The following is a 23,725-nucleotide window of genomic DNA, read 5'->3' as shown; positions in this document are numbered from 1 at the left end:
AGTACCCAGTTTGCGAACGGCGCGTCCAGGCGGCCGGCCGTCCATGAATTCACTGCGACCACCACTGTCCAGCCAGCTGGAATTTGGCGACGCATTCCTGCGCGGCATGGAGGCTGCGCACGCCATTGGCTCGCCGCAGCAGTTCTTTGTCTGGCTGCGGCTGCACATCCATCGCTTCGTGCCACACGAGCTGGCCTTGTGCCGCATGGACGGTGGCCGCGGCCTGCGGCGGGCCCGCATGCTGAACTGCGTGCCGCTGCCAGAGGCGCTGAAGCTTTCGCTGGCAGACCCCGAAGCGCCCTTGTGGCGCCGCCTGCTGGAACTGTGGGAGCGGGGTGACGAGCGCGCGCTGCAAATCCCGCTGGCGCAGCTGGAGGCGCCGGGCAACCGGCGCGAAGGCGACACCACCCATCCGCTGTTTGCGGGCCTGGGCGAGGCCGGCTTTCGCAGCCTGCGCGTGCATGCGCTGCACACCGGCCTGTCGCGTGGCGGGCCGGAGCTGCTGTTCGCCTTTGTCAGCCAGCAGCCCGCCAGCGAGGCTTGCATGGCCGATGCGCTGACGGCGCTGGAACTCTGGGTGCCCTACCTGCACTTTGCCTGGCTGAGGGCGGAGGGCGGGGCACAGCTGGCCTCGCGCCGGCAGCCGGTGGGCGAGGGATCGGCGCTGTCTGCGCGCGAGTTGCAGGTGCTCTCGGCCGTGCGCGATTCGCATGCCAATGCGCAGATCGGCGAGCTGCTGGGCATCAGCCCGCTGACGGTGAAGAACCACCTGCGCAGCATCCAGCGCAAGCTGGGCGCACGCAACCGCGCGCATGCGGTCGCCGAGGCCATGGCACGCAGGCTCATCGCCTGAGCTTGCCAGGTTAGGGGGATGCCGGCCCCGGGCTGCGGTGAATGACAGCTGGCCTGCGGCGCATGGTCCGAATGCCGCATCGCAATCGGCCTGAACGCCCCTCGCGGTGTCACTCCCGCTGGTGATAGTGAGGTCTGTTGCACGCCGTATGAAGCGCAACTCCCCTGACAACCAAATTCCCTGGATGGAGTCACACATGAAAACTCGCCTGATCGCCCTGGCCGCACTGGCCGCCGTTGGCAGCGCCCACGCCCTGACCCCCGCCCAAATCGACGCAGCCCGCACCGCCGGCACCTTGAAAGAGGTCTACATGGCCGGCGGTTCGGCCCAGCGCCTGTTCGTTGGCGCCTGGTTCCAGGCCCAGTGCAACCCGTCGTCTTTCGACGTGTTCTTCAACGGCACCGGTGCCGCGCCTTCCGGCAGCAACCATCGCGCCTATTCCTGCAACCTGAAGAAGAAGGTTGGCAACTGGGTGGTCGGCACCCCGGTGCTGTTCGTCAAGCGTGACGCCGGTGGTTCGTTCCAGGGCGTGAACCCGATCGCCACCGCCACCGCGCAGGACCTGATGGCCGTCAACGGCACCTGCACCGCCACCGGCAACGCTTCGCCGGCCACCGACATCCTGGTGCCCAGCTTCGCCTGCAACAACACCGTCTCGCGCCTGGCCGATGCCGGCGTGTCCGACGTCGAGCCGGCGCTGTTCCAGAAGCAGGTCAACCTGCCCGCGCCGCAAGTCAAGGTCGACACCACGACGCTTGACTCCAAGGCCTTCAACCAGACCATCATGGGTGTGGTCGTCAACAAGAAGCTGTACCGCGCACTGCAGGAAGCCCAAGGCCTGATCGCCGCCGGTGGCGTGATCGACGAAGCCCCGAACAAGATGCCCACGCTGTCGCGCACCTTCGTCGCTGCGGCCATGTCGGGTCAACTCACCGGCAGCACCGCCGACAAGCGCGGCTGGAACATCGTCGTGCCGGCCAGCGTCGACGCCGCGGTGCTGGGCAAGCAGGTCAACGTCTGCCGCCGCAACATCGGCTCGGGCACCCAGGCCAGCTTCAACGTCGAGCTGCTGAACGCCGGCTGCGGCGCTGGCACCTCGACCTACGTGCCCGTGGGCCAGACCGTTGGCACCGACAACTCCTCCGTCGTCGCTTCGCCCGCCCTGGCCGAAACCGGCACGCTGGCCTGGAACCTGGGTTCGGGCTCCGGCGCCGTCGAAACCTGCCTGGGCACCACCGTCGAAGCCCTGCCTGGCACCGCCTACGCCATCGGCATGCTGAGCCGCGAAAACACCCCGACCCCGACGGGCACCAGCACCGACAAGGGCTACCGCTTCGTCAAGCTGGACGGCGTTTCGCCGACCCGCGACGCAGCCAAGATCGGCAACTACAAGTTCGTCTACAACGCCACGATGCAGTGGAGCAAGACCACGCTGACCGACGCGGACGTGAAGTCCTTCCTGACGGCCCTGCGCGCCAACGGCGGCAAGGCTGCCCAGCTGAACGTTGCAGACGTGGACACCCAGCAAGGCGTCTTGGCCGCTCCGGCCAGCTACACCGGCGCCTACGAAGACCAGACCGACCCGGTCACGCTGAAGTTCGCTTCGCGCATGGACCGCAACGTCGCGGCTTCGTGCTCGCCGATGCGCCTCGTCAAGTAAGCCACAACAACGCTTCCCGGCCTCGCGCCGGGCCGGCCCGGGGTTCGCTCCGGGCCGCATGCAGGGTGGGTGCCACATCGCGCGGCCCCACCCTTTTTTGTTCTGACGCTGCCGCCGCGGCGGCCGTCACAAATCCGCCTCGTGGGCCGGGTTGGCATGGGCCATTCGGGCCATGCCACCGGGGCCGCTGCGTCACCCCATCAACCGAACATGCGAAGCGTGAATCATCTCGCCGCCGCTTCTGTCTTTTGCGTTCGCTTGCTCGCACCCGCGCTTTCGCTGGTGCTGGCCGTTTCGCCGGCCTTCGCCCAGGCGCAGCCGGCGGGCTTCGACCTGCTGGAGCTGCAGGTCGAAGGCAACACCGTGCTGTCCGATGAACTCATCGAGGCCACCGTCGAGCCCTTCCTCGGCCCGGGCCAGGGCATGAAGGGCGTGGACGCGGCGCGCACCGCGCTGGAGGCGGTCTACCAGAAGGCGGGTTACCTGACGGTGCTGGTCGACGTGCCCGAGCAGCGGGTGGACGGCGGCGTGGTGCGGCTGGTCGTCATCGAAGGCCGTGTCGGTGCGCTCTATGTTGTTGGCTCGAAGTACCACGACCAGGGCTACATCCGCAGCAAGGTGGCGGAGCTGAAGCCGGGCGGCGTGCCGGACTTCAACCGTGTGCAGACGCAGTTGGCGGAGGTCAATCGCAGCGAAGACAGGCGGGTGCAGCCGGTGCTCAAGCCCGGCCGCCTGCCCGGCACGGTGGACGTGGAGCTGCAGGTCGACGACAAGCTGCCGGTTTCCGGCTCGATCGAGCTGCACAACCAGCATTCGGCCGGCACCGAGCCGGTCCGCCTGCAGGCCACGCTGCGCTACGAGAACCTGTTCCAGCGCGACCATGCGCTGCAGCTGAACCTGATCACCGCGCCGATGGCGCCAGCGCAGTCCAAGGTGCTGGTGGCCAACTACACCATTCCCGACAGCGAGACCGAGAGCTGGAACCTCTCGCTGACCTTGTCGAACAGCGACGTCGAGACGCTGGGCGGCAGCCAGGTGCTGGGCCGCGGCACCACGCTGGGCCTGCGCCGCGCCACCGTCTTTTCGCACCACGGCGGCGAACGCACCGCCACGCTGAGCTGGGGCGCCGACCTGAAGCTGCTGCGCGAGCGCACCGTGTTCGGTGCCGGCGAGATCGCCACGCCCTTGCACTACCTGCCGTTCCAACTCGCCTACAGCGACCAGATGAGCGATGGCGACTGGCGCATGCAGTGGAACGCCAGCGTCACCGCGGCAGCGCGTGGCCTGCTGGAGCGCAAGGTCGACTGCCCGGCGGCCGACAGCGGCACCGGCGAGGACGACCAGTTCGCCTGCAAGCGCAAGGGCGGCGACGGCAGCTTCCTGATCGGCCGGCTGGACTTGCGTGCGCAACAGCGCCTGGGCAGCGGCGCGCTGTCGTGGCGCCTGGGCGGCCAGGCGGCTTCGCATGCGCTGGTCGGGCCCGAGCAGTATTCGATGGGCGGTGCCGACAGCGTGCGCGGCTACGACGAAAGCGAAGCCACCGGCGACCACGCCTTGCTGGGCTCGATGGAGTGGCGCGTGGCCAACCTGGCACCGGCCGATGTGCCGGGCTGGCGCGAGATCACGCCGCTGTTTTTCATCGACGCCGGCCGTGTCTTCACGACCGATGCCCCGGCCGGCCAGCTCACGCGGCAGTCGCTCAGCGGCGCCGGCTTCGGGCTGCGCTGGTCCGGCGGCGACACCAGCGGCTCGACCGAAGGCGGACTGGACTTCGCCTGGCCGCTGCGCGCGAGCACCAACGCCGCGAAGTACGACCTGCACCTGCATGCGCGCCTGGCCGCGCGCTTCTGAGAGACCTCACCAATGGCTTCCGGCATGGCTTCCCCCCGCGCGCTTCGCTTCCCGTCTTCGCTGACCCCGCTGATGGCCGCGCTGGCGACCTGCTGGCCGCTGTGGGTCGCGGCCCAGGCCAAGCCGGCTGCGCCGCCGGTCGCCGCGGTGCCGGTGCCATCCGCCAGCTGGCGTGTCTATGGCAGCGGCGGTGCCGCGCCGGTCAACACGCCCAATGCCAATGGCGGCGTGAACCAGAGCATCAGCCAGACCAGCCAGCGCGCCATCTACCAGTGGCAGAGCTTCGACATTGGCGCCAACAGCAGCGTCACGTTCGACATGGCGGACAAAGGCTACAGCGCGCTGAATCGCGTGACGGGTGGCACCGCACCGTCGCAGATCTTCGGCAAGCTGAGCGCCACCAAGGGCGGCGAGATCTACCTGATCAATGCCAACGGCATCCTGTTCGGCAAGGGCGCGCAGGTCAACACCGGCTCGCTGATTGCCTCGGCGCTGAACCTCAGCGATGACGAGTTCAAGTCCGGCCTGACCAACAGCCTGCTCTACAACACGCTTTCGCCGACTTTCAAGTACGACGGCGAGGCCGCCAACTTTGTCGACACCAAGAACTTCGTGCGCGTGGACGAAGGCGCGACCATCACCACCGACAACGGCGGCCGGGTCTTCCTGTTCGCCAAGCGGGTGGAAAACGCCGGCAGCATCAGCACGCCCGGCGGCCAGACCCTGCTGGCCGGTGGCGGCGCGATCTACCTGCAGCAGCCCGGCAGCCGGCCGTTGTATGCGTCCGAGAACAACCCGGACGTGCCGGCGCTGCGTGGCCTGCTGGTCGAGGTGGGCGCGGGGCCGAAGGATGCGGAAGACCGCCAGGGCAGCGTCGTGAACACGACGACCGGCCTGATCAGCACCGCGCGTGGCAACACCACGCTGGTGGGCATGACGGTGAACCAGATGGGCCGCATCAGCGCGACCACCAGCGTCACCGAAAACGGCAGCATCATCCTGCGCGCCCAGGGCAACGCCAAGGCCGGCACCAGCAGCGTGGACGCGACGCAGGCCGGCACGCTGGTGCTGGGTGCCGGCAGCCTGACGGTCATCGCCCCCGACAACGCGGCCGAGCTCAACGGCAACAAGCCGCTGACCAGCGACGGCAACGCCACCTTCGTCGCACCGCGCATCGACCTGGCCGGCGCCAGCGTGCTGCTGGACACCGGCGCGAAGATCATCGCGCCCGGCGCCACGGTGGACGTGCGGGCCGAGAAGGTGCCCAACTACGAGCCCACGGCCACGCGCGGCTACGCGGCCGACAAGGGCGTGGACGATGCCTCGCGCATCATGCTCGCCGAAGACGCGCTGATCGACGTGTCCGGCACCACCGACACGGTGGACAGCGTCTCGCAATTCTTCGTCACCACCGGCCTGCTCGGCAGCAACGACCTGAAGGACGCCCCGATCCAGAAGGACGGCCTGCTCTACCGCAGCAAGGTCACCGTGGACGTGCGCCAGGACTCTGCCCTGCTCGGCAGCCTGGAGGGCTACCGCGACGGCATCCAGCAGACGATTGGCGAGCGGCTCTCGGCCGGCGGCAAGGTGCGGCTGACGGCCGGCAGCGGCGTGCTGACCCGCGCCGGCTCGCGCATTGACGTGTCCGGCGGCCAGGTGGCCTACACCGCGGCGGAGGTGCGCGAGACCCAGCTCATCGGCAGCAACGGCCAGCTCTACGACCTCAACAGCGCGCCGGCCGACCTGGTCTACAGCAGTGCGCTGAACCTGCAGAAGGGCAGCCTGGCCGGTTACGACCGCTGGGGCGTGAAGGTCAACTACGGCAGCCTGACGCCCACCCGCCACGAGGACGGCTACACAGAAGGCCGCGCCGCCGGCAGCGTCGCCATCGTCGCGCCGCGCGTCGTTGCACAGGGCGCGATGGACGCCCACGTGATCCAGGGCACGCGCCAGCAGCAGGGCCTGGACGCACAGGCCGTGCGCGGCAGCCTGAACATCGGCGCGGTGGTCCAGCGGCAGCAGGACTTCAGCACCGGCCCCACCTACAACGGCGACGCGGTGCTGGACTTCTTCAACCTCAGCACCCAGGGTCCCCAGGTGGATGAAAGCCTGTGGACCGATGCGATGGCCGCAGCGTTGCCTGCCGCGTCCGGCATGGCGCGTGACACGCTGCTGGACGCCGGCTTCGGCCAGGTGGCGATTGCCGCCAACGGCAATGTCTCGGTGCTCGGCCAGTCGACCAACGCCACGCTGGACCTGGGCGACCAGGCCACGTTGCGGCTGCTGTCCAGCCGTGGCGACGTGCAACTCGGCGGCCAGGTGCGCAGCGCCGGCGGCAAGGTCGAGCTGAACAGCAAGCAGGGCCAGGCAACACTGGCGAACGGCGCCACGGTGCAGTTGCAGGGCCGCTTCATCAACACGCTGGTCGACGGGCCGAAGGCGACCACCGCCAGCGCTGGCGGCAGCTTTTCCGCTTCGGGCAACACCGGCGTGCAACTGGGCCAGGGCAGTGTGGTCGACGTGTCCGGTGGCGCCGTGGTTGGTGCCGATGGCACGCTGCGCGGCGGCAATGCCGGCAGCATCGCGCTGGCCTACACCGCGCTCGACCTGCCGGACGCGCCTGGCCTGCAACTCGGCGGCCAGCTGCTGGGCCAGTCGCTGGCCACCGGTGGCACGCTGAGCCTCAGCGCACCCAGCCTGCAGCTCGGCAGCTCGGCCACCGCGCCGGCTGCCGGCACCCAGCTCGTGAACACTTCGCTGCTGCAGCAAGGCGGCTTCAGCAGCTTCGTGCTGGACGGCCGTCACGAACTGCAGGTGGCCGCTGGCAGCCATGTCACGCTACAGCGCGACGAATGGCAGGTCGATTCGCGGCTGGCCGTGCTGGCCGCCAGTGGCAGCGACTGGCGCAGCCTGGCCACTGCCGGCCCCATGCCCGGCGTGGCGCCGGCCGCCGTGAACCTGAGCCTGAACGCCAGCGGAACCAATGCCAACGACGGCCGGCTGGTCGTCAACGAAGGCGCGGTGATCGAGTCGACCGCCTTGTCCACGCTGTCCTTGAGCGCGCGCAACCAGCTGCTGATGGACGGCGCCTTGCACACCGCCGGCGGCAAGGTCGCGCTGGCGGTCTCGGCCACCAAGGAAGAAGTTGCAGGCGCACCCAGCGACACGATGCTGTGGCTGGGCGCGCACAGCCACATCGACGTCTCCGGCACCACGCTGCTGAGCCCCAGCGCCAACGGCCTGCGCCAGGGCCAGGTGCTGGACGGCGGCAGCATCTCGTTGAAGGCCGGTGGCGCGGCGACCACTGTGCCGGTGCTGGTGATCCAGCAGGGCGCGACGCTGGCCGCCCATGGCGCCAGCGCCGAGCTGGACCGCAGCAGCCTGGGCGAAGGCGGCGTGCACTGGGCGCGCCAGCAGGTTGACAGCAATGGGGGCACGCTGAGCATCGAGGCCAACCGCGCGCTGGTCACCGAAGGCAGCATCGACTTGCACGCCGGGGGTGCCAAGGCCAGTGGCGGCACGCTGAACGTGGCGCTCACGGCCGTGGCGAGCAATTCGCCTGGCAACGCAGAGAACGCCAGGCGCGAACTGCGCATTGGCGCCGGCCCGACCGAGAAGACCGCAGGCGTGGCGCTGGGCGACACCGCCGCCATCGACAGCCTGAACGACACGGCTTCGGTCTCCACCGCGGCCGTCCGTGCCTCTGGCGCGGCCAACCTGGGCCTGACCGCCCGCGACAGCCTGCGCTTCCTGGGCGGCGCCAACCTGGACCTGGCCGGCACCCTGACGCTGGCTTCGCGCTCGCTGGGTGTGCAGCCCGGTCAGGCTGTGCAGCTGAATGCCGGCCAGGTGCAGCTGCAAGGCGTCAAGGTCGAGAGCGGCGTCGCCGTGCCGCTGCCGCAAGCCCGCGCCGGCGATGCCGCGCTGGGCATCCATTCGCGCGACGGCCTGCTGGTCTCGGGCAACTGGGTCACGCAAGACCTGGCCAAGCTGTCGCTGGCGGCCGAGGGCGACCTGATGCTGCAGGGCCTGGACAACAGCACGCTCAAGGGCAGCCTGGTCACCGCAGGCGATCTTGCGCTGCGCGCGCGCCAGCTTTATCCCGGCACCGGCGTGGACTTCCGCATCAGCGCGGTGGACCATGACGTGAGCATCGCCGGCAACGGCGCGGACGCCACCAAGATCGCCGCGCCGCTCGCGGCCGGCGGCACGCTGGGCATCACCGCGGCCACCCTCACCCAGGGCGGCGTGGTGCGCGCACCGCAGGGCCAGATCCTGCTGCAGGCCAGCGAAGCGGTGCGCTTCGAGGCTGGCAGCAGCACCTCGGTCTCGGCCGCCGGCCTGCTGCTGCCCTACGGCACCGGCAGCGAAGACCGCTGGCTGGCGCCGAACGGCAGCGTGCTCGCGGCCGCGCCGACCAAGCGCATCGACATCGACTCACCCGACGTGGCGGTGGCCGCCGGTGCGCAGCTGGACCTGTCCGGCGGCGGCGACCTCGCGGCCTACAGCTTCGTGCCTGGTCGCGGCGGTTCGACCGACGTGTTCGCCGGCGGCAACGGCGCCTATGCGCTGGTGCCCACGGTGCACGGCGCAGCGCTGTACGACAACACGCTGGCCGGCGCCGCAGCCCAGGGCCGGCAGATCGAGATCGGCACCGGCGGCCCGGTGCCGGCCGGCACCTACACCTTGCTGCCGGCCCGCTATGCGCTGCAGCCCGGCACCTTCCTGGTCGAGCCGGTCAAGGCCAGCACGCCGCTGGCGCTGAACACCGCCGTCACGCAGACCGACGGTTCGGTCTGGGTCGGGGCCCGGCTGTCGACCGCCGGCACCGGCGCCGCGGACCAGCAGCCCAGCACCTGGCGCGTCAGCAGCCGCGAGATTGCCAGCACGCGCAGCGAGGTCCGCAGCGCATCGGCCAACACCACCTTCACCGACCGCGCGGCGACGGCCGGCTCTGCGACGCTGGAGCGCCCGATGGACGCCGGCACGCTGGCGCTGTCCACCGTCAATGCCACGCTTCAGGGCCAGGTCGCGATGGCGGGCGCCAAGGGCGGCACCGGCCAGGCCGCAGGGCGTGGCGGCCGGGCCGAATTCAGCGCGGCCGAGATCGTCGTCGGCGCGGCCGAAAGCGGCTCTGGAGACGGCGCGCTGCAGCTCGGTGTTGCCACGCTGAACCAGCTTGGCGCGCAGACGCTGGTGCTGGGCGCACGCAGCGGCAGCGCCGCGGCGGACGGCAGCGTGCCGCTGAATGTCAACGCGCAACACGTCACCGTCGCCACCCACGGCGAAGTGCTCGGCGTGCCGGACCTGGTGATCGCCGCGACCGACAAGGTCGACATCGCCTCCGGCTCGGTGCTGCGCGCGGCACCTGCCAGCGCTGCGGCCGACGCACCGGCCACCTACAGCCTGCAGGGCGACGGCGCCGCGCTTCGCCTGGCCAGCGCGCCCGGTGCCACGCTGAGCCGCCAGGGCGCCACGCTGCAGGCCGGCGCCTTGAGCGTCGGCAGCCAGGTGCAGCTGCAGGCCGGCGGCGGCAGCCTGCTGCTGGATGCGACGCAGGACGCCAAGGTCGCCGGCTCGGCCCAGTTGCTGGCCAGCGAGCTGACGCTGGGCGCGCCGACGCTGACCATTGGCGGCCCGGCCGGCGGGCCTGGCGTGCTGTCGCTCACGCCCGCGCTGCTGGCCCAGGCCAGCCAGGCCGACCAGCTCACGCTGCACGCCTACCGTTTCGTGAACCTCAAGGACGGCGCCGTGCTCGGCGAAGCGGCGGACGGTACGCCCACGCTGGACCGCCTGGTGCTGGACACGCCGACGCTGCGCGCCATCGAAGCCACCGGCGCCGGCGCCCGCATCACCGCCGGCGAGATCACGCTGACGAACAGCGCTGGCCTGACCGGCGGCGCCGCGCAGGCCGGCGAAGGCCAGGTCACGTTGCACGCCAGCACGGCGGCCGGCGGCAGCGGCGACATCCGCCTGGACAGCGGCCGCACGGTCGCCCAAGGCGCGGCCTCGCTGACGCTGCAGGCCGACAACGCCATCGCGATCGCCGGGCGCGACGCCGCGCTGGCCAGCGCCGGTGACGTCACGCTGCAGTCGCGCGGCGTGGTCGCCGAAACCGCTGGCGCCGACGCCACGCTGCAGGCCGGTGGCAAGGCCTGGCTGACGGCCACTGCAGACAGCGTGGCCCCGCCTTCGGCGCTGGGCGCGGCCTTCCATCTCGAGGCCGGGCAGATCCAGCAGGACGGCCGCATCGTGCTGCCTGCGGGTGATGTGAGCCTGAGCGCCGGCAACAGCGTGGTGCTGGGCGCCGGCAGCCGCATTGACGTCTCAGGCCGCACGGTGGCAGTGGGCGAGGCCAGCGTGGACCTTGGCGGCGGCCAGGTGAACCTGAGCGCGCAGGCCGGCAACGTGACGATGCAGGGCGGCGTGATCAACGTCTCGGCTGCCGGCAATGCCGAAGGCGGCCGGCTCATCCTGGCCGCGGCGCAAGGCGCGGTGCAGTTGCTGGGCGGCCAGCTCGTCGGCAGCAGCCAGGGCCAGACCGGCGCGGAGCTGTCGGTCGACAGCGGCGCGGCGGTGGACCTGGCCGCACTGGCCCAACGCATGGGCGAAAGCGACCCGGCAAGCTTTGCCGGTGCCATCCGCGTGCACCAGCGCAGCGGTGACCTGCTGGTCGGCGCGCAGACCCAGCTCGCCGCACGCGAGATCGAGCTCAGCACCGATGGCGGCGCGCTGACCGTGCGCGGCACGCTGGACGCCCGCGGCGCAGACGGTGGCCGCATCGCGCTGTCTTCACGCGATGCCCTGACGCTGGCGTCCGGCTCGGCGCTGCTGGCCTCGGCGCAGGCCGCGGACGGCAGCGGCGACGGTGGCCGGGTCGAACTGAATGCCAGCACCGGCACATTGCAACTGCAGGCAGGCAGCCGCATTGACGTGGCGGGTGGCGAGAAGGGCGATGCCGGCCGGCTGCTGCTGCGCGCCGCGCGGCAAGGCATCACCGCGGACAACCCCGACGGTGCCGGCGTGGCCATCGCGCCGCTGGCAGCCAGCATCACCGGCGCCGGCCGCATCGACGTCGAAGCCGTCAAGGTCTATGGCGGCATCGACACCGTTACCGACTACGCGGCACCGGCCGCCGGCACCTTGCTGGCCAGCACGCTGGCCACCGAAGGCCAGAACTTCATCGGCACCAACGGCAGCAAGGCCGAACTGCTGGCGAACCGGCTGGCGGGTGGCAATGCCGACCTGCTCGCGGCGCTGCGCATCCATGCCGGCGCCGAGATCCGCAGCGAAGGCGACCTGTCGGTGGCGATGCAGGGCGGCACCTGGGCCACGCCCACCGAGCGCGCCACCGTGCTGCAGAACGACGGCGAGGCCAGCCATGTCGGCGACAGCAGCATCACGCTGCGCGCCGCGGGCAACCTGACGGTCAGCTCGTCCATCGACGCCGGTTTCCACTGGAGCGGGCTCAGCAGCGCCGGCGGCAGCCTGCGCTTCGTTGCGGGCGCGGACCTGAACGCGGCCGCCTTCAACGCGGTGCAGCGCGGCAGCAATGCCGACCTGAGCATCGGTCGCACGAAGAGCGGCACGCCGGCGGTCACCACGGTGCGCACGACCACCGGCGACATCACGCTGGCCGCTGCCCGCGACATTGACCTGACCCAGGGCCAGACCCGGCTCTACAGCTGGGGCGTGGGCAGCAGCGACGCGGCGGCCTTGGCCGCGGGCAAGAAGCTGGGGCAGGCCGACCAGTTCCGCGTGGATGCGGGCGACCTGCGCGTCAGCGCCGGCCAGTCAGTGCGCTCGCGCTCGGTGACCGCGGACCCGGGCCAGCAGTACTACGCCAACACCTTGCAGTCGGCGCATGCCAACGGCTGGACGCGCATCACCGAGCGCGGATCGCTGGTCTACTGGACTTCCGATCCGAATGCCTACGCATCCGGCTTCCAGCACGGCCTGGCCTCGTTCGGCGGCGGCCGCATCGACGTGAGCGCAGCCACCGACGTGCGCGAGCTGATGCTGGCCGCGCCGACGACAGGCTTTCTCGATGCCGACGGCGCCCACAGCTACGGCGGCGGCAGCGTGCATGTGCAGGCCGGCCGCGACGTGGTCGGCGGCCTCGTGCAGGCCGGCGGCCGGGAACTCACGGTGCAGGCCGGCCGTGACGTGGCCTGGCAGGAGAACCAGGCGCTGACCGATCGTCACGCGATCACTGCCGGGCTGCAGCTGGCGCACGAGAACACCACGATGGACATCAGCGCGCGGCGCGACCTGACGCTGGGCGCAGATGTCAGCAGCCATGCGGTCGACGGGGCCTGGATCAGCGGCCTGGACGGCGCTGCCTCGCTGACGCTGCGCGCCGCCGGTGGTGACCTTCAGTACCGCGCGGACGCAGAGCCACTCTCACCATTGAACCCTGGCGGCGCCGCCTTCAATCTCCTGCCGACCCAGGTGCTGATGGCTGCGCCCTCGGGTTCGCTGAGTGTCGGTGGCTTTGGTGCCTCGGGCGTGATCCAGCAGGCCGAAGGCGCGAGCGCCCGGCTTGACCTGTTGGCCGGACGCGACCTGACACTGGCCACGCCAGTGCAGGTCAATGCGAGCTGGACGCAGGACGTGAGCTACAACGACGCCAGCGGCATCGACGCCCAGAGCGTGACCGGACAGGGTTTGCCCGGCAGCGCCTGGCTCGCGCTGTCTTATGGTGACCTGTCGCGTGGCGACGGCAACGGGCTGGACCGCACCGACCGCACGCCGGTGCGCCTGATCGCCGCAGGCGGCAACCTGGAAGTGGAGAGCTCGTTGCGCTCGGCCCGCCCGGTGAGGCTGATCGCTGAAGGCGACATCGCCTTGACCGGCAGCAACGTCAACTCCGGCCTCGAAATCCAGCAGCAGGCCCAGCGGCTGGACGGTTCGGCCGGCGCGGCGGACGTGTCCGAGCTGAGCCTGCTGCAGGCCGGTCGGGATGTCTTGTTCGGCAGTGCCACCGTTCGAATCGCCGGCGCCGGCGACCTGGTCGTGCTGGCGGGCCGCGACATTGAGATGGGCAAGGGTGGCGGCATCCAGTCCGTCGGCAACGTCGACAACTCGACCCGCCTGGCCGCAGGCAGCGCCAACCTGACTCTGGTGGCCGGCCTGCGGGCCGATGGCGCGGACTACCTGGACGCCGCCAGGCGTGGCTATGGTGCGCTGGGCGCCGCGGCACTGGCCGCTCGCGCCGGGGACGTCTACGCGCTGCTGAGCGCGGCCGGCGGACAAGCGCCAATGCTGGGCGGCCCCGAGGCCGAGGCCTTCAAGGCCCTGGGCACAGACGCGCAACTGGCCAAGGTGCAGGCCCTGCTGGGCGACTCGGCCTACCAGGCTGCCGTGACCCACTACGTGCATGGTCTCGTTGGCCACGAGAACGAGAGCAGCTCGCAGGCGCAGCAGACGTTTGCCACGCTGTCTGCCGTCAAGCGCGGCGCGGCGCCGGGCGCCATGCTCGCCGAGGCGCTGGGCCAACAACCCGCCGCCAAACGCCAGCCCTTCCTGGCTGCCGTGGCCGCAGCAGACACGCCGGCCGGTGCCAAGGCGCTGGTCAGCTTCATGCAGCAGCAGACCGGCCAGACCTTGGCACTGAACGACGCAATGGCGGCTTTCGAGGCCTTGCCGCTGGAGCGCCAACTTTTGCGGCTGAATGCGGTGTTGGTGGACGAGGTGCGCACCCAAGGCCGCGCGGCTGTGAATGCCCGCCTCGCTGAGGACAAGGAAGCCGCCTACGACCGGGGCTATGCAGCGATCAATGCGCTGTTCCCGGCAGACAGCCGGCAGGACGGTGACATCTCGCTGCCCAGCACCCAATTGCGCACGCTGCAAGGCTCCGACATCACACTGCTGACCCCTGGCGGCATGGTCAATGCTGGCGAGACTGGCCCCACCGGCAAGTCCCCCAGCGAACTTGGCATCGTCACAGTGGCAGGCGGCAGCATCGCCGGCATCGCTCACGGTGACATCCTGGTCAACCAGTCGCGCATCTTCACGCTGGCCAAGGGCGACATCCTGTTGTGGTCCTCCACGGGCGACGTGGATGCCGGACGAGGCGCGAAGACCGTCACTGGCGCGCCGCCGCCAATCTATCTGCTGGACGAGAACGGTCACATCAAGGTCGACACCAGCGGCTCGTTCAGCGGCAGCGGCATCGCCGTGCTGGACGCCAGGAGCGCGCTGGACCTCTACGCGCCGGCTGGCGCGATCGACGCTGGCGAGGCCGGCATCCGTGCGCTCGGCACCGTGACGCTGGGCGCGAACGTGGTGCGCGGCGCGGACGACATCGTCGGCGGCTCGGTGGTCGGTGCGCCGCCGGCCGCGCCCAACGTCGGCGTCACGGCCGGCCTCGCGCAGGCCAGCGACGCCGCGGCCACCGCGGCCAAGGCGGCCGGCGACGACGAGGAGGAGCGCCGCCGCAAGCGACGTGCTCGCCGCCAGCTGCTGCTTGAGTTCCTTGGCTTCGGCCAGGGCTGATTCCATTCCGATCCGAACAAGAGAAACCCACCCATGATTCGCCAACTGCTGACCGCCCTGGCCCTGTCCACGGCCCTCGCCGCGCCGGCCCACGCCTGGTGGGACGACGCGTGGACCACGCGCACCAAGGTCGAACTCGACACCACGGCCAAGGGCCTGGCCCTGCCCAGCGCGCAGGCCAACGTGCTGGTCCCGGTGCGCCTGCATTCCGGCAATTTCGACTTCGCCGCAGCGCTGCCGGACGGCGCCGACCTGCGTGTCGTCGGGGCCGACGACAAGACCCCGTTGCCCTTCGATATCGAGCGCTTCGACGCGATCAACGAGCTGGCCGTGTTGTGGGTGCGCATGCCCAGCGTGGCCCAGGGCAGCGACAAGAACCTGCTGCATGTCTACGCCGGCAACGACAAGGCCGCGGCCGAGGCCAAACCGGGGCTGTTCGCGGCCGACCATGCCGCGGTGCTGCACTTCAGCGAAGCGGCCGACGGCCCCGCGCATGATGCCGCCAGCAATGCGACCAGCACAGGGCCGATGCAGCGCGAGCCCAACGGCCTGCTGGGCGGCGCGGTGCGCCTGGCCGGCACGCCGCTGAGCTTCGGCCCCAACACACGGCTGGTGCTGGCGCCCGAAGGCGGGCTGACGATTGCCATGTGGCTCAAGCCGGACGCACCGACCGAGTCTTCCACGCTGCTGGCGCTGGGCCCCGTCAAGCTGTTGCGCACGGTGGACCAGCTCGAGGCCCGCATTGGCGACGAGAAGCTGGGCGGCGCGGCGCTGCCTGGCTCGGCCTGGTCGCACGTGGTGCTCACGGTGGGGCAGGGCAAGGCCCAGCTCTACATCAACGGCAAGCCGGTGAGCCAGGCCGATGCCTTGCTGCCCGCAGCCGCCACGCCTGCCATGGTGCTGGGCGAAGGCTACAAGGGCCTGGTCGATGAGCTGCAGATCCTGCCGGCCGCGCGCGATGCCGGCTGGGTCAGGCTGGCCGCTGCGGCGCAAGGCATGGAGGGCAGCTTCATCAGGAGCCAGAAGGAAAGCGCCGACGGCGGTGGCGAGTCTGGCGGTGGCGGCTACTTCGGCATCCTGCTGAAGAACCTGACCGGTGACGCCTGGGCGGTGATCGGCGTGCTGATCGTGATGTTCTTCATCGCCGCCGCGGTGATGGTCACCAAGGCCATGCTGGTCTCGCGCGTGGGCCGCGACAACGAGCGCTTCCTGGAACGCTTCCGCGCCGACTTCACCGGCCAGGGCCTGAAGACCGCGGGTGAGTTCGTGCACTCCACGCTGTACCGCCTCTACGCCACCGGCGAAGCCGAAATCGCCAAGCGCCGCGAGCGTGGCATGCAGACGCTCACCGGCGCCTCGCTGAACTCGATCAAGGCGACGATGGACGCGGTGCAGGTGCGCGAGAACCATGTGCTGAACGCCCGCATGGTGCTGCTGACCATCGCCATCTCCGGCGGCCCGTTCCTCGGCCTCTTGGGCACCGTGGTCGGCGTGATGATCACCTTCGCCGCCATTGCCGCGGCAGGCGACGTGAACGTCAACGCGATTGCCCCGGGCATTGCCGCCGCGCTGCTGGCCACGGTGGCCGGCCTGGGCGTCGCGATCCCCGCGCTGTTTGGCTACAACTGGCTGGCCTCGCGCATCAAGACGATCTCGGCCGACATGCAAATTTTTGTCGACGAGTTCGTGACCCGCGCAGCCGAGCTGCACGGACCACAGTAAGCGAGCAGCAGGCCATGTCAGCTGACGTGAAAGGCGGCAATGAGCCGTACGACGACATCAACATCACGCCGATGCTGGACTTGGCCTATGTGCTGCTGGTCACTTTCATCATCCTGACGACCGCCTCGGTGCAGGGCGTGAAGGTCAACTCGCCGCGCACCCTGGCGGCCAACCAGCTGGCCAAGCCGCAGACGCGCGCGGTGACCATCACCAAGGAAGGTACGGTCTACCTGGACGCTTATCCGGTCACGCTGGAAGAACTGTCGCAGCGCCTGTCGGCGATGAAGGCGGCCAACCCTTCGCTGCCGGTGGTGCTGAAGGCCGATGCGCGCACCCAGTACCAGAAGGTGACCGAGGTGTTGGAAGTGGCCAAGAAGCTGGACATCACCGAGCTTGGCCTGGTGACGCAGCGCGAAGCGCAGTGAACGAACGGAAGCGCACGCGATGCAAGTCCAGAACGAAACCAAGCCCTACGACACCATCAATGTCACGCCGATGCTGGACCTGGCCTATGTGCTGCTGGTCGTCTTCATCCTGATGACAACCGCCTCGGTGCAAGGCCTGTCCATCACGCTGCCCAAGCCGTCGAACACACCCAGCAGCGAGCACCACGAACTGCTGATCGTGCAGATCACGGCCGAGGGCGCGCTGCTGCTCAACGGCGCGGCGCTCACGGCGCAGGAGATCGAGCAACGCCTCACCGCAGCCAAGGCCGCGGACCCGAAGATCACCGTGGCCATCAAGGGCGACGGCCAGGCCAGCTACGAGCCGGTGGTCAAAGTGATCGACATGTGCAACCGGCTGGCCGTGGACATGGCGCTGGTCACGTCGCGGATCGGGACTTGACATGCACCACACCACCGCCCTGATCGCCCGCCGCCAGCGCCTGGGCCTGAGCAGCCAGCAGGAGGTGGGCCGCGTCTCGCAGCCGCTGCTGCGCCGGCTCGCGCTGGGCCTGCTGCTGCTCGCCGGCACCGCGCTGGTGATCTGGACCCTGGTCCATTTCGCCAGTGGCAGCACCGCCGGCCCGAAGCGCCAGGTGGCCCGCATTGCGCTGTTGCCGGACACGCCGCCGCCGCCTCCGCCACCGCCACCGCCCAAGGAACAGAAGAAGGAAGAACCCAAGCCGCAGCCGCGGCCGCAGGCCCAGCCCGAGCAGGCGCCCAAGCCGCCGCAGCCGGCCAACGAGCCGCTGAAGATGGAAGGTGCGGCCGGCAACGGGCCCAGCGCATTCGCGGCCGGTGCGGTCAACAACGAATACCGCGCCGGCCCGACCAGCAGCGGCGGCGCGTCCTCGCCCGGCGTGGCCGACAGAGCGGCCGAGCGGCTCTACGCGAACACCGTGCGCCAACTTCTGCTGGCCGAGATGGAGCGCCGGCTGGCACCCGAGGCCGGCGAGCTGAGTGCGAATTTCGCGCTCTGGATCAACCCGGACGGCCACATCGCCCGTTGGGAAGCCGATGGCAGCTCGCCCGCGCTGAAAACCGCCTTGGACGCCAGCGCCGAGGCGCTGCGCCTGCCGGTGCCGCCGGCCGTTGCGCAGCCCATGCGCTTTCGCCTGACCGTGCGCGCCGGTGCGTGAGAACAACCCATGTCTTTCGAGAACCCCATGACCCGAATCTCCTTCCGCCTCGCGCCTCTGGCCCTGGCGCTGCTGGCCGCACTGCCGCAAGCCCATGCCGACACGCCGCCCGCGGCCAGCGAAGCCGCCGCGCTGGGTGAGTTGAAAGCCACCACGCTGGCGCTGATCGACGCACTGGTCGAGCAAGGCCTGCTGACCCGCGCCAAGGCCGACGAACTGCTGCGCAAGGCCAAGGCCGCGGGCGAAGCCGTGGCCGCAGGCAACCCGGCGCCGCTGCCGGCCGAGACCGGCTGGGGCGCACCGCGCTCGGTGGTGCGTGTGCCGTACCTGAGCGACAGCACCCGCGCCAAGATCAAGGACGAGGTGCGCAACGAGGTGCTGATCGCCGCCCGCGAAGAAGGCTGGACCGACGGCCGGCGCTTGCCGGGCTGGCTGCGCTCGGTGTCGATTGACGGCGACATCCGCGTGCGCGCACAGGACGAGATGTTCGCCAACGACAACGTCGCGCCCGAGATCTTCCGCGCCCAGACCGATTCCCCCGCCTGGGCGCCGGACCTGAGCAACACCCGCAATGACCGCCAGCGCGCCACCTTGCGCGCCCGCGTCGGCTTCCATGCCAAGGCCAGCGACAGCTTCAGCGGCACGCTGCGCCTGGCGACCGGCAGCACCAGCGGCAGCCCCACCTCCGAATCCGTCACCGCCGGCAATGACGCCAACCGCTTCAGCATCGGCGTGGACCGTGCCTCGGTGCGCTGGGAGCCGCTGCAAGGCAATCGGCTGGATGCCGGCCGCATGGGCGTGCCGTTCGACGGCAGCGACCTGACCTGGCCGGACGACATGGGCCTGGACGGCCTGGCTGGCCACGGCGAGCTGGACATGGCCAGCGGCCTGTTCGGCTTCGCGACGGCGGGCGGCTTCGCGCTGTCCGAGTTCGCCAACAGCCAGAAGGACAAGTCATTGGTCGGCGGTCAGCTTGGCCTGGACTGGGCCTTTGGCGACGCCTGGCAGCTGCGCGTGGCCGCAGGTGCCTACAACTTCCGCAACGTGCAAGGCGTGCGTGAAGACGTTATTCCGCCGACCGGCGCGCTGGCTGGCGTCTCGCCGTACCAGAACAGCGCCTACCCCGCGGCCATCCGCCAGAAGGGCAACACGCTGATCAACCTGAATGCGCCGAACTCTGCTTTCCCGCAGAACGCCATTCCCGCGCCGGTGTGGGGCCTCGCCTCGCGCTTCAAGCCGGTGGACTTCACGCTCAGCCTCACCGCGCGCCACTACAACCCCTACGAGGTCAACTTCAGCTTCCATGTGGTGAAGAACACCGGCTTCGACAACGACGACATCCAGCGCCGCGCCGGCACCACCGCGGTGGCGGATTTGAAGGAAATGACGCTGGGCTACCAGGCCCGCCTGCAGTTCGGCCATGCCAAGCTGGTCGAGCCCGGCCAGTGGCAGGTCTTCGCTGCATATCGCAAGCTGGAGCGCGACGCCTGGATCGACGCCTACACCGACACCACCTGGCACCTGGGCGGCACCAACTACAAGGGCTTCAGCGTCGGCGGCCAGTACGCCTTCGACAACAAGGCCACGCTGGGCCTGCGCTTCACCAGCACCCGCAACCTGGACGACGGCGTGCGCTTCCTCAGCATCCCCGGCGACGCCAGTTCGATCAGCGGCAACCTCAGCAGCGCACCGCTGAAGATCGACGTGCTGCAGCTCGAAACCAACCTGAAGTTCTGAGCATGAAATCAGGTCTCTCAATGATCCGCTTCACCGCGCTGGCCGTGCTCTGCAGTGCTGCGCTGGCCCATGCTGCAGACGGTGGCGACAAGCGCCTGGCCCAGGCCAAGGAAGTCGCCCGTGCCGCGCAGGCCGCGCTGCAGCAGGCCCAGCAGGAGCGCGACACACTGCGCCAGCAGCAGGCCAGCAGCCAGGCCGAGAAAGAGCAACTGGCCCAGCGCCTGGCCCACGTCCAGGCCGAGGCTCGCAACGGCCAGGCCACGCAAAGCCAGCAAGCCCAGGCGCTGGCCACCGCGCAAGCCGAACTCGCCCGCGTGCGGGCCGAGCTGGCCACCGAGCACCAGCGCCGCGAGCAGGCCGAGCGCGCCGCCGCCGACGCAACAGCGCAAGGCCAGCAGGCGCTCGCAGCGCAGCGCCAGGTCACCGCCACCGTCACCGCGCTGCTGGAAAAAAGCGTGGCCTCGCTGGCCCGCGCCGAGCAGGCCAACCGCACGCTGCACGGCCTGGGCCTGCAAGCGGTGGATGCCTACACCCAGCGCACCCCCGAAGCCATGCGCACCCGCAGCGAGCCTTTCCTGGCGCTGGGCGCCGTCGAACTGGAAGACGAGGCCGAAGGCCTGCGCCGCGCGCTGGACGCGCAGCGCGTCGCACCCTGAAGCGCTGTTCTCCGCACCGCGCTCCGCCCATCGACATCGGTTGGAAGCCAACTGAGGTTGCGGCACACTGGTCGGCTCCCTGCCGGCCCTGCCGCCAACACCAGCCGAGGTTTCCACCATGAGCAACACCTCCGAACGCATCGCCGCCCGGCGCCGCGAGTTCAAGCGCCTGCATGAAGCCGGCTGCTTCGTGCTGCCCAATCCCTGGGATGCCGGCAGCGCCCGCTACCTGCAAAGCCTGGGCTTCCAGGCGCTGGCGACGACCAGTTCCGGCTTCGCCTGGTCGCAAGGCCTGCCCGACGGCCGCCTCAGCCGCGCGCAGGTGCTGGCCCATTTGCGCGACATGGTGGCCGCCACGGACCTGCCGATCAACGCCGACTTCGAGAGCGGCTACGCGGCCGACCCGCAGGGCGTGGCCGAGAGCGTGCGGCTGGCCGTTGCAACCGGCGTGGCCGGCCTGTCGATCGAAGATTCGACCGGCGACGCCGCACGGCCGATACGCGACATCGGCGACGCCGTGGCCCGCATACGCGCCGCCCGCCGGGCGATCGACGAAACCGGTGGCGACACGCTGCTGGTTGGCCGCGCCGAAAACTTCTTCCTCGGCCGCCCCGACTTGGCCGACACCTTGCAGCGCCTGCAGGCCTACGCCGAAGCCGGCGCCGACTGCCTCTATGCACCCGGCATCCGCACGCCCGAGGAGATCGCCGCCATCGTCGCCGCGGTCGCCCCCAAGCCCATCAACCTGCTGGTCGGCTCCGCCAGCCCCTTGACGCTGCAGGACATTGCCGCACTCGGCGTGCGCCGCGTCAGCATCGGCGGCGGGCTGGCCCGCGCCGCATGGGGCGGGCTGATGCGCGCCGCCAGCCTGGTCGCCACTGAGGGCCGCTTCGACGGGCTGGCCGATGCGGCCTCGGGCCAGGCGCTGGATGACTTGATGGGCTGAGAGCCTGAGAGTCTTTCGACCAAGCCCGCCTGGCAGCGGCGCGCGAGGGCCCGCGGTGGCGCCGCGCCGTGCCGGCCCTCAAGGCCTGACCTTGGCGGTCGATATAGTCGAGATGCTGTGGGGTCGGTCCCGCGGCCGGACCGGGTGGGCCGCACGTGCTGCCCGGTTTTGAACGTCCACTTTTTTCGCGCTGCATCGCGGCAGGGCCCAGTGCCCGCCACGCTGCAGGCAGCGTGCCCCATGCGTGTGTTGCCGTCGTTCCTGCAGTTTCCCGGTTGTGCCCTTGCCCTGGCTTGCAGCCTTGCCTGCCCGGCGCTGGGCGCCACCGAGCCGGCCAGCGCGGCTGACCTGGCAGCCTTGCCGCTGGACACGCTGCTCGACCTGCCGGTCACCGGTGCTTCCAGATTCGCCTCGCGGGCCAGCGGTGCGGCCGCCTCCGTGACGGTGGTCAGCGCCGAGGAGATCCGCGCGCTCGGTTACCGCACGCTGGCCGAAGTGCTGGCCTCAATGCGCGGCGTGATGGTGACCACCGACCGCTCGTACAGCTACATCGGCGTGCGTGGCTTCTATGTGCCGGGCGACTACAACACCCGCGTGCTGCTGCTGATCGACGGCAACCGGACCAACGACACCATTTACGACCAGGCCTACCTCGGCAGCGAGATTCCGCTGGACCTGGCGATGGTCGAGCGGGTCGAATTCATTCCAGGCCAGGGCTCGGCCGTGTATGGCGGCAATGCCTTGTTCGGCGTCGTCAACGTGGTCACCCGCCAGCCCGGCGCGGCCGGCACTTCGCTGGCCAGCGTCTCGGCCGGCAGCTTCGGCGCGCGCAGCCTGCGGCTGGCCGACAGCGTGCAACTGCCAGGTGGCACGGCGCTGCAATGGTCCATCAGCCGCGCGGTGATGGCCGGCGACACGGTGCCGCTGCCAGACGGCGGCTCGGCCCGCCACGGCGATGCGGAAGGCCGCACCACGCTGTTCGCCCGCGTCCGCCAGGGCGACTGGCGGGTCACCGTGCTGCATGCGCTGCGAAACAAGGGCAACCCGCTGTATCCAGACGGCGTGCAGGGCGACCCGCGCACCGTCAACCATGACGAGCAGTCACTGCTGGACCTGAGCTGGGTGCATGCGACCGACGATGGCGACGAACTGACGGCGCGCGGCTTTGCCGGGCGTTACCGCTTCGAGGGCCGCTACGCCATGGACTATCCGCCGGTGGCGGTGAACCAGGACATTGCAATGGGCCGCTGGTGGGGCCTGGAAGGCCGCTGGCTCAGCACGCGCTGGCAGGACCACAAGCTGCTGGTGGGCGCCGAGCTGCAGGTCTCGCCGCTGCTGCTGCAGCGCAATGCCGACATCGATCCCCCTGCCGCGCCGCTGCTGGACGACCGCCGCAGCCTGCAGCGCCATGCCTTGTTCGTCGAGGACCAGTACACGCTGGCCCGCGACTGGACGCTGGACACGGGGCTGCGCTGGGACCAGACCAGTGGCAGCGCGCGTGAATTCAGCCTGCGCACGGGGCTGATCTGGCGCGCCGACGACACGCTGGTGGCCAAGCTGATCCATGGTACCGCCTACCGGGCGCCGAATGCCTTCGAAGCCCACTACCAGGTCCCCGGCAGCGGCGGCTATGAAATCAATCCGAAGCTGACCAGCGAAGGCGTGCGCGGCAGCGAGCTGGCGCTGGACTGGCGGCCCGACGCGCAGGACCGCTACAGCCTGTCGCTGTTCAGCAACCGTGCGCGCCAGCTGCTGGTGCTCAACCGCGACCCGGACAGCGATCGCTATCGCTTCGACAACCAGGGCGGCGTGCAGACCCGCGGCGCCGAGCTGGAATGGGAGCGCATCTGGGCCAACGGCGGCAGGCTGCGCGCCAACGTGACGCTGCAGCACAGCCGCGACAGCGACATGGACACCCGGGTGGCCGGCTATTCGGCCGACCGCATGGCCAAGCTGGCGGCCATCTGGCCGCTGGGCGGGCGCTGGCAGGCCGGGCTGGGTTGGCAAGGCATTGGCCGGCGCGGCGCGGCCGCGGCCTATCAGCTGACCGACCTGACGCTGTCGACCCCGCTGGCCGCGCGCGGCTGGTCCTTCTCGGCCAGTGTGTTCGACCTGTTCGACCGCCGTCACCAGGACCCGGGCGGCGACCCGCAGGCCCAGCCGGTGCTGCCGCAGGCGGGCCGCAGCGTCGAGCTGCGGTTGGACTTTGCGTTCTGACGCC

The 23,725-nt window shown here is 70.3% G+C and carries 12 protein-coding genes; all 12 read left to right on the top strand.

What is annotated here, in order from left to right; genetic code table 11:
- The first annotated feature begins 43 nt into the window (after positions 1-43).
- Positions 44-853 carry a LuxR C-terminal-related transcriptional regulator gene (locus ACAH41_RS14265; protein ID WP_325648985.1) on the top strand — a complete coding sequence of 270 codons (810 nt, stop codon included), beginning with the start codon at positions 44-46 and terminating at the stop codon, positions 851-853.
- Positions 854-1,049: 196 nt separating this feature from the next.
- Positions 1,050-2,513 carry a hypothetical protein gene (locus tag ACAH41_RS14260; RefSeq protein WP_325648987.1) on the top strand — a complete coding sequence of 488 codons (1,464 nt, stop codon included), beginning with the start codon at positions 1,050-1,052 and terminating at the stop codon, positions 2,511-2,513.
- 219 nt (positions 2,514-2,732) lie between these two features.
- Complete coding sequence (locus tag ACAH41_RS14255; RefSeq protein WP_325648989.1) at positions 2,733-4,364, top strand: ShlB/FhaC/HecB family hemolysin secretion/activation protein; 1,632 nt, start codon at positions 2,733-2,735, stop codon at positions 4,362-4,364.
- Positions 4,365-4,388: 24 nt separating this feature from the next.
- Positions 4,389-14,861, top strand: a complete 10,473-nt coding sequence (locus tag ACAH41_RS14250) for a filamentous hemagglutinin family protein (protein ID WP_325648991.1) — start codon at positions 4,389-4,391, stop codon at positions 14,859-14,861.
- 33 nt (positions 14,862-14,894) lie between these two features.
- Positions 14,895-16,583 carry a DUF2341 domain-containing protein gene (locus ACAH41_RS14245; protein ID WP_325648993.1) on the top strand — a complete coding sequence of 563 codons (1,689 nt, stop codon included), beginning with the start codon at positions 14,895-14,897 and terminating at the stop codon, positions 16,581-16,583.
- A 14-nt stretch (positions 16,584-16,597) separates the two neighbouring features.
- A complete protein-coding gene (locus ACAH41_RS14240) occupies positions 16,598-17,008 on the top strand; it encodes a biopolymer transporter ExbD (RefSeq protein WP_325648994.1) in 411 nt (136 codons plus the stop codon).
- A 19-nt stretch (positions 17,009-17,027) separates the two neighbouring features.
- Positions 17,028-17,429, top strand: a complete 402-nt coding sequence (locus ACAH41_RS14235) for a biopolymer transporter ExbD (RefSeq protein ID WP_325648995.1) — start codon at positions 17,028-17,030, stop codon at positions 17,427-17,429.
- A 1-nt stretch (position 17,430) separates the two neighbouring features.
- Positions 17,431-18,165, top strand: a complete 735-nt coding sequence (locus ACAH41_RS14230) for a hypothetical protein (RefSeq protein WP_325648997.1) — start codon at positions 17,431-17,433, stop codon at positions 18,163-18,165.
- 27 nt (positions 18,166-18,192) lie between these two features.
- Positions 18,193-19,902 (top strand): putative porin, encoded by a 1,710-nt coding sequence (locus ACAH41_RS14225; protein WP_325648998.1) that lies wholly within the window; start codon positions 18,193-18,195, stop codon positions 19,900-19,902.
- Positions 19,903-19,904: 2 nt separating this feature from the next.
- Complete coding sequence (locus ACAH41_RS14220; RefSeq protein ID WP_325649000.1) at positions 19,905-20,558, top strand: hypothetical protein; 654 nt, start codon at positions 19,905-19,907, stop codon at positions 20,556-20,558.
- Between the two features lie 118 nt (positions 20,559-20,676).
- Positions 20,677-21,504 carry an isocitrate lyase/phosphoenolpyruvate mutase family protein gene (locus ACAH41_RS14215; RefSeq protein ID WP_325649001.1) on the top strand — a complete coding sequence of 276 codons (828 nt, stop codon included), beginning with the start codon at positions 20,677-20,679 and terminating at the stop codon, positions 21,502-21,504.
- Positions 21,505-21,744: 240 nt separating this feature from the next.
- Positions 21,745-23,721: a TonB-dependent receptor domain-containing protein gene (locus ACAH41_RS14210; protein ID WP_325649003.1), complete on the top strand. Its 1,977-nt coding sequence runs from the start codon at positions 21,745-21,747 to the stop codon at positions 23,719-23,721.
- Positions 23,722-23,725: the final 4 nt, after the last annotated feature.

The sequence above is a fragment of the Ideonella sp. genome, from assembly GCF_041287625.1.
Lineage (GTDB): Bacteria > Pseudomonadota > Gammaproteobacteria > Burkholderiales > Burkholderiaceae_C > Ideonella.
The sequence above is the reverse complement of the archived record's forward strand: the minus strand, read 5'-3'. Positions and strand labels throughout refer to the sequence as shown.

Bases quoted from the DNA above. Each gene is read 5' to 3' on its own strand.
- ACAH41_RS14265 (WP_325648985.1), top strand. From the start codon at position 44: ATGAATTCACTGCGACCACCACTGTCCAGCCAGCTGGAATTTGGCGAC.
- ACAH41_RS14245 (WP_325648993.1), top strand. From the start codon at position 14,895: ATGATTCGCCAACTGCTGACCGCCCTGGCCCTGTCCACGGCCCTCGCC.
- ACAH41_RS14230 (WP_325648997.1), top strand. From the start codon at position 17,431: ATGCACCACACCACCGCCCTGATCGCCCGCCGCCAGCGCCTGGGCCTG.
- ACAH41_RS14240 (WP_325648994.1), top strand. From the start codon at position 16,598: ATGTCAGCTGACGTGAAAGGCGGCAATGAGCCGTACGACGACATCAAC.
- ACAH41_RS14235 (WP_325648995.1), top strand. From the start codon at position 17,028: ATGCAAGTCCAGAACGAAACCAAGCCCTACGACACCATCAATGTCACG.
- ACAH41_RS14260 (WP_325648987.1), top strand. From the start codon at position 1,050: ATGAAAACTCGCCTGATCGCCCTGGCCGCACTGGCCGCCGTTGGCAGC.
- ACAH41_RS14210 (WP_325649003.1), top strand. From the start codon at position 21,745: ATGCGTGTGTTGCCGTCGTTCCTGCAGTTTCCCGGTTGTGCCCTTGCC.
- ACAH41_RS14215 (WP_325649001.1), top strand. From the start codon at position 20,677: ATGAGCAACACCTCCGAACGCATCGCCGCCCGGCGCCGCGAGTTCAAG.
- ACAH41_RS14225 (WP_325648998.1), top strand. From the start codon at position 18,193: ATGACCCGAATCTCCTTCCGCCTCGCGCCTCTGGCCCTGGCGCTGCTG.
- ACAH41_RS14250 (WP_325648991.1), top strand. From the start codon at position 4,389: ATGGCTTCCCCCCGCGCGCTTCGCTTCCCGTCTTCGCTGACCCCGCTG.
- ACAH41_RS14220 (WP_325649000.1), top strand. From the start codon at position 19,905: ATGAAATCAGGTCTCTCAATGATCCGCTTCACCGCGCTGGCCGTGCTC.